Annotated in this window: 7 protein-coding genes; 3 read left to right on the plus strand and 4 right to left on the minus strand. The window is 73.0% G+C overall.

Annotated elements, in window-relative coordinates; translation table 11 throughout:
* The coding region (locus VF542_RS16295; RefSeq protein ID WP_408652747.1) for a DUF3159 domain-containing protein at positions 1 to 707 on the plus strand (707 nt) is incomplete at its 5' end.
* Here the strand turns inward: VF542_RS16295 and VF542_RS16300 are convergent.
* Both VF542_RS16300 and VF542_RS16305 read right to left on the minus strand, forming a co-directional pair.
* Positions 648 to 1307, minus strand: coding sequence for a potassium channel family protein (locus tag VF542_RS16300; protein ID WP_408652748.1), 660 nt, complete (start codon positions 1305 to 1307; stop codon positions 648 to 650). The genes VF542_RS16295 and VF542_RS16300 overlap by 60 nt on opposite strands.
* The gene (locus VF542_RS16305) at positions 1307 to 1975 is read right to left on the minus strand and encodes a potassium channel family protein (RefSeq protein ID WP_408652749.1); all 669 of its coding nucleotides are present in this window, start codon (positions 1973 to 1975) and stop codon (positions 1307 to 1309) included. Before VF542_RS16305 ends, VF542_RS16300 begins: the two co-directional genes overlap by 1 nt.
* A 98-nt stretch (positions 1976 to 2073) precedes the next feature.
* Here VF542_RS16305 and VF542_RS16310 point away from each other — a divergent pair, with 98 nt between their 5' ends.
* Positions 2074 to 3450 (plus strand): class I SAM-dependent RNA methyltransferase, encoded by a 1377-nt coding sequence (locus VF542_RS16310; protein WP_408652750.1) that lies wholly within the window; start codon positions 2074 to 2076, stop codon positions 3448 to 3450.
* A 91-nt stretch (positions 3451 to 3541) separates the two neighbouring features.
* Here the strand turns inward: VF542_RS16310 and VF542_RS16315 are convergent, their stop codons facing one another.
* Positions 3542 to 4198 carry a response regulator transcription factor gene (locus VF542_RS16315; RefSeq protein WP_408652751.1) on the minus strand — a complete coding sequence of 219 codons (657 nt, stop codon included), beginning with the start codon at positions 4196 to 4198 and terminating at the stop codon, positions 3542 to 3544.
* Positions 4192 to 5421 carry a sensor histidine kinase gene (locus tag VF542_RS16320; protein ID WP_408652752.1) on the minus strand — a complete coding sequence of 410 codons (1230 nt, stop codon included), beginning with the start codon at positions 5419 to 5421 and terminating at the stop codon, positions 4192 to 4194. Before VF542_RS16320 ends, VF542_RS16315 begins: the two co-directional genes overlap by 7 nt.
* Before the next feature lie 164 nt (positions 5422 to 5585).
* On the opposite strand from VF542_RS16320, the gene VF542_RS16325 reads away from it, so the two are divergent.
* Positions 5586 to 5824 (plus strand): ATP-binding cassette domain-containing protein (locus tag VF542_RS16325; RefSeq protein WP_408652753.1); only part of this gene is annotated, 239 nt, incomplete at its 3' end.

Genomic DNA, 5824 nt, shown 5'->3' on the forward strand with positions numbered 1-5824 from the left:
AGGCGCTGTCGGGGCTGGTCAGCGTGGGGATCGCCGCGGCGATCGCCGGCCGGACCGGCCAGGCGCGCGGGTTCTTCCTGCTGGGCATCGTCGCGGCGTTCGGGTACGCGGCGCTGTTCGCGCTGTCCCTGCTCGTCCGCCGGCCGCTGGTCGGGGTGCTCTGGGAGTACCTGGACCCCTCGCCGCTGCCGCCCGGGCAGCGCTGGCACAAGCTGCGCGAGCTGCGGCGGGCCTATGACGTCGCGACGGCGGCGGTGCTGGCGATGTTCCTGGCACGGGCGGTCGTGCAGCTGAGCCTGTTCAAGGACAACCGCACCGGGTTGCTGGCGGTGGCCAAGCTGGTGATGGGGCTGCCGCTGTACGTGGCCGTGGTGGCGGTGGTGTTCTGGGTGGTGCGCCGGGCCCGGCAGCGGCTGGGGCTGCGGTCACCGGCAGTGCAATCGCCGGGTCCGGAACTCTCGACCGGGCTTCCCGGCGCGACTGTCCTACCCGGCGCGGACAGCGCGACTGGGCTTCCCGGCGCGGACGGCGCGACCGAGCTACCCGGCGCGGACAGCGCGACCGGGCTACCCGGCGCAGACGGCGCGACCGGGCTACCCGGCGCGGACAGCGCGACTGAGCTACGCGGCGCAGACAGCGCGACCGAGCTACGCGGCGCAGACAGCGCGCCGGATGGCGGGCTCAGCCTCCGGAAGGGCGACGAATAGCAGCTCGTCACCGGGTTCCAACGGCTCGTCCGGGGTGGGCACGATGACTCGCGAGCCACGGATGATCGCGACCATCGCCGCGTCCGAGGGCAGCTGGACATCGCGCAGCGGCAGTCCCGCGCACGGTGCGCCGGGCGGCAGGGTGACCTCGATCAGGTTGGCCTGGCCCTCGCGCAACGTGAACAGCCGTACCACGTCGCCGACCGAGACGGCCTCCTCGACCAGGGCGGCCAGCACCCGCGGCGTCGACACGGCGACGTCGACCCCCCAGGATTCGTTGAACAGCCATTCGTTGGCGGGATGGTTGATCCGGGCCACCACCCGGCGTACCGAGAACTCCGTCTTGGCCAGCAGCGAGACCACCAGGTTCACCTTGTCGTCGCCGGTCGCCGAGATCACCACCTCGTACTCCTCCAGCCCCGCGTCCTCCAGGTTCGACAGCTCGCAGGCGTCGGCCAGCATCCAGTCGGCGTCGGGGATCCGCTGCGGGCGCACCTTGCCGGCGTCCTTGTCGATCAGCAGCACCTGGTGGCCGTTGACCAGCAGCTCACGGGCGATCGAGCGGCCGACCGCTCCGGCTCCGGCTATCGCGATCCGCATCAGTGGTGCCCTCCTACCGGGCCGGCCGCCGCGACGGTCCGGATGCCTTCGGTGAGATCGTCGGTGGCGGTCACGTGCAGTTCGTCGCCGGCCTGCACCACGGTCGCCGGGGTGGGCAGCTCGCCCTTTCCGAACCGGCTGATCAGCGCCACCCGGCAGCCGGTGGCCTGTTCGAAGCTGACCAGTTTCTTGCCGATCCAGCCCTCGGCCAGGATCACGTGCAGCATCACCACCTGGCCGGTGGGATCGCGCCACTCCTCGTCGATGGTGCCGCCGAGCAGGGTCTTCAACAGCCGGCCCGCCGTCCACGGCACGGTGGCGATGGTGGGGATCCCCAGCCGCTCGTAGACCTCGGCACGCAGCGGGTCGTAGATCCGGGCCACCACATGGCCGACACCGAAGGTCTCGCGGGCCACCCGGGCGGCGATGATGTTGGAGTTGTCACCGCTGGACACCGCCGCGAAGGCGTCGGCGCTCTCGATCCCGGCGTCGACCAGGGTGTCGCGGTCGAAGCCCACCCCGGCGATCGTCTTGCCCTTGAAGGTGTCGCCGAGGCGTCGGAACGCGTTCGGGTCCTGATCGATGATTGCCACGCTGTGGTCCAGACGCTGCAGGTGATGCGCGAGGGTTGACCCGACCCGTCCGCATCCCATGACGACGATGTGCACTCCCGGGACGGTACACACCTCCGGCCGGCATTCCCCTCGGTCACGGCAATCCGCAGGAGAAGCCGGGCGGCTGCGGGCCGGGTGCATAGGCTGTCCTGGTGAACCAGCGGGCGAACCAGCAGCCGTCCCGAGCCGCCCCGCAGAGCTGGCTGGGCCACCGGCTGGAGGTGTTCGTCGAGGCGATCGCGCACGGCGGCCACTGCGTGGCCCGCCACGACGGCCGGGTGATCTTCGTCCGGCATGCGCTGCCCGGCGAGAGGGTGCTGGCCGAGGTGACCGAGGACCGCGGCGGGTCGTTCTGCCGGGCCGACGCCGTCGAGATCCGGACGGCGGCGCCGGACCGGGTCCGCCGGCCCTGCCCGTACGCCCACCCCGGCGGCTGCGGTGGCTGTGACTTCCAGCATGTCTCGCTGCCCGGCCAGCGCGCCCTGAAGGCGGCCGTGGTGGCCGAGCAGCTGAGCCGGTTGGCCGGCCTGGAGTGGGCCGTCACGGTGCAGCCGCTGGACGACGGGAACGGGCTCGGCTGGCGTCGCCGGGTACGGTTCGCGGTCGGCCCCGGCGGTGAGCTCGGGCTGCGGGCGCACCGCTCGCACCACGTGGTGCCGCTCAGCCACTGCCCGATCGGCGCTCCCGGGGTAGGCGATGCGCGGGCGTTGCGGTCGGACTGGCCGGGGCTGGCCGAGCTGGAGGTGGCGGTCGATGACCGGGGCGAGGTGGTGGAGCTGGCCCACCGGGAGCGCCCGGCACGGCCCCGCCGGACCGGGGACCGCGGCCGGCGCGGTGGTGACCGGCGCTCGGCACGCCCGGTGCTGAGTACCGAGCAGCTGTCCGGGCCGCCGGCGCTGCACTACGCGGTCGCAGGCCGGCGGTTCACGGTGCACCCGGCAGGCTTCTGGCAGACCCATCCGCGGGCGGCCGAGGTGTTCACCGAGACGGTGCTGCGGGCGGCCGCACCGCGGCCCGGGGAGCGGGTGCTGGACCTGTACGCGGGCTCGGGGCTGTTCACCGCGGCACTGGCCTCGGCGGTGACCGGCACCGGCAGCGTGCTGGGCCTGGAGGCCGAGGCCGTGGCGGTCACCGACGCCGGCCACAACCTGGCCGACCAGCCGTGGGCCGGCGTCCGGCGGGCGACGGTGAGCGCCGAGACGATCCGCGCGGCGACCGCTGAACTGGGCAGCGCCGAACAGGACAGCGCCGAACCGGGCGGCGCCGAGCGGGGCCGTGCTGCCGGGGTGGACATCGTGGTGCTGGACCCGCCGCGCAGCGGCGCCGGCCGAGAGGTGCTGACCGCGATCCTGGCCGCCGCGCCCCGGGTGGTGGTCTACGTGGCCTGCGATCCGGCGGCGCTGGCCCGTGATGTGCGGTTCGCGATGGACGCCGGCTGGCGGCTGGACGACCTGTCGGCCTTCGACGCCTTTCCGATGACCCACCACGTGGAATGCGTCGCGGTGCTGCGGCCGGGCAGCGGCGGGTAGGTCCGCGCCAGGGTCGTCAGGCCGGCGGGTCGGGAGCGCCAGGGCCGTCGGGCCGGCGGGTCAGGAGCGCCAGGGTCGTCGGGCCGGCGGGTCAGGACTGTCCGGCGTCGTGCACCACTATCGCGATCTGCACCCGATTGGCGACGTCGAGCTTGGTGAACAGCCGCGACACGTGTGCCTTGACCGTCGCCTCGCTCATGAAGAGCGACGCGGCCACTTCCGCGTTGGACGCGCCCGACCCGATGGCAACCGCCACCTCACGCTCCCGATCGGTGAGCGTCGCCAGTCGCTGGCCGGCGACCCGCCGGCGCTCGGCTGCCTCGACATCGCCGAAGTGCGACAGCAGGGTGCGGGTGACCGACGGCGAGAGCATCGCCGCACCCTCGGCGACCAGCCGCACCGCGGCCACGATCTCCGCGGGCGGGGTGTCCTTGAGCAGGAACCCGCCGGCGCCGGCACGCAGCGCGCTCATCACCTGCTCGTCCGCCTGAAAGGTGGTCAGCACGATCACCTGTGGCGGGTTCTCGAGCCGGCGCAGCGCGGCCGTCGCGGTGATGCCGTCCATCTCCGGCATCCGGATGTCCATCAGCACCACGTCGGGGCGGTGCCGGCGAACAGCGGCAACGGCCCGGGCGCCGTCGTCGGCCTCGCCCACCACCTCCAGGTCATCGGCCGAGGACAGGATCATCCGTAGCCCGGCGCGTACCAGCGCGTCGTCATCGACCAGCAGCACCCGGACCTTCACCATCTCAGGTCCGCGTCCACCACGAAGTCGCCGGAGCCGTCCGGACCGTGCACCAGGACACCGCCGGCGAGGGCGACCCGTTCCTGCAAGCCGAGCAGTCCGGCGCCGGAACCCGGTAGCGCCGGCTCGGCAGGCGCCTGCACGGGTAGCCGGTTGCGGACGCTGACGTGCAGGCCGCGGTCGGCCGCACCGGTGATCCGTACCTGCCCCGCCGTGCCGCGGGCGTGCTTTCCGATGTTGGTCAGCGCCTCCTGCACGATCCGGTAGGCGTCACGTCCCAACGCGCTGGGCGCGGTCTCGGGGTGATCCACCAGCATCTCGAAGTCGATCTTCGCGCCGGCTCGCCGGGTCTCGGAGATCAGGCGGGGGATGTCGCCGAGGGTCGGCTGCGGAGCTGCCGGCGCGGACCCGGGTCCCTGCTGTTCGCGCAGCACGCCGATCACGTCGCGCAACTCCTCGAGCGCTTGGCGCGCGGTCGAGCGCAGCAGTTCGGCGGTCTGGCGGACCTGGTCCGGGGGCAGGTCCGGCCGGACCTCCAGCGCGCCCGCGTGCAACGCCAGCAGCGAGATGCGGTGGGCCAGGACGTCATGCATCTCGCGGGCGATCCGGGTTCGCTCGGCCATCCGGGCACGGTCGGCGTGCAGTCCTTGCTCGGCCTCGGCGCGCAGCGCGCGTTCGCGCAGCGTGAACACCAGCTGACGCCGGGCGCGGACGAACATTCCCCACGCGATCGACGCGAGCACCAACGCCATCACCAGCAGTAGCACCGACAGCACGTCGGTACGCGCGCTGTAGGCCGCGTAGCCGACGGCGGAGGGGATCCACAGCGCGGCAACCAGCAGCACCGGCCGGAGCCTGCGGTGCAGGGCGAGGGAGGACAGGGCGAGGAGCCCTGCGATGGTGGCGGAGGAGGAGAACGTGTCGAGCAGGACACCGGCCAGCGCGACGCCGAGCGGCCAGCGCCGCCGCCACCACAGCGCGAGGCAGGCCAGCGCGCCGCAGACGGCGTCGATGAGCAGCGGCGAGCCGGTCAACGGGTTGGCGGTGTCATACCGCGCCTGGATCAGGATGAGGACGCCGAACGTGGCCGCGACACCGAATCCGACGGCGTCGACGACCCAGTCGCGGCCCGTCCGCGGACCCACCGTGTCCGGTCCCGCCGGGTCGCCGGCCAGCAGCAACCCGGGCTCCAGTTGCTCGGCCCAGTACCTGCGCTGCCGGGACATGCGCCGAGCGTAGAGGACGGGTGCCCGCGCACGGCACCGACGAAAGTCGCGGCGACGGCGACGAAAGGCGGGTACTGGCAAGGGTCGGCGGACCGCCTTCCGACAGGCGATCGTGGCGTCCTGGCCGATGCGCGGCAACCCGGCTCCCGGCCAGGCTTGCCGGCATGATCACAGCAACCGCTCTCACCAAGAGCTACGCAGGCACCCCGGTCGTGCGCAACGTCTCACTGCACTGCGAACCGGGCACCATCACCGGCTTCCTCGGGCCCAACGGTGCCGGGAAGTCCACCACGCTGCGGATGATGGTCGGCCTCGTCCGCCCCGATTCCGGGACCTCCACCATCGGCGGCCGAGCGTTCGTCGAGCTGCCCAACCCGACCAGGGTGGTCGGGACGCTGCTCGA

The sequence above is a fragment of the Jatrophihabitans sp. genome (assembly GCF_036389215.1).
In the GTDB taxonomy this organism is placed as follows: Bacteria; Actinomycetota; Actinomycetes; order Mycobacteriales; family Jatrophihabitantaceae; genus Jatrophihabitans_A.

Bases quoted from the DNA above. Each gene is read 5' to 3' on its own strand.
- VF542_RS16300 (WP_408652748.1), bottom strand. From the start codon at position 1,307: ATGCGGATCGCGATAGCCGGAGCCGGAGCGGTCGGCCGCTCGATCGCC.
- VF542_RS16315 (WP_408652751.1), bottom strand. From the start codon at position 4,198: ATGGTGAAGGTCCGGGTGCTGCTGGTCGATGACGACGCGCTGGTACGC.
- VF542_RS16320 (WP_408652752.1), bottom strand. From the start codon at position 5,421: ATGTCCCGGCAGCGCAGGTACTGGGCCGAGCAACTGGAGCCCGGGTTG.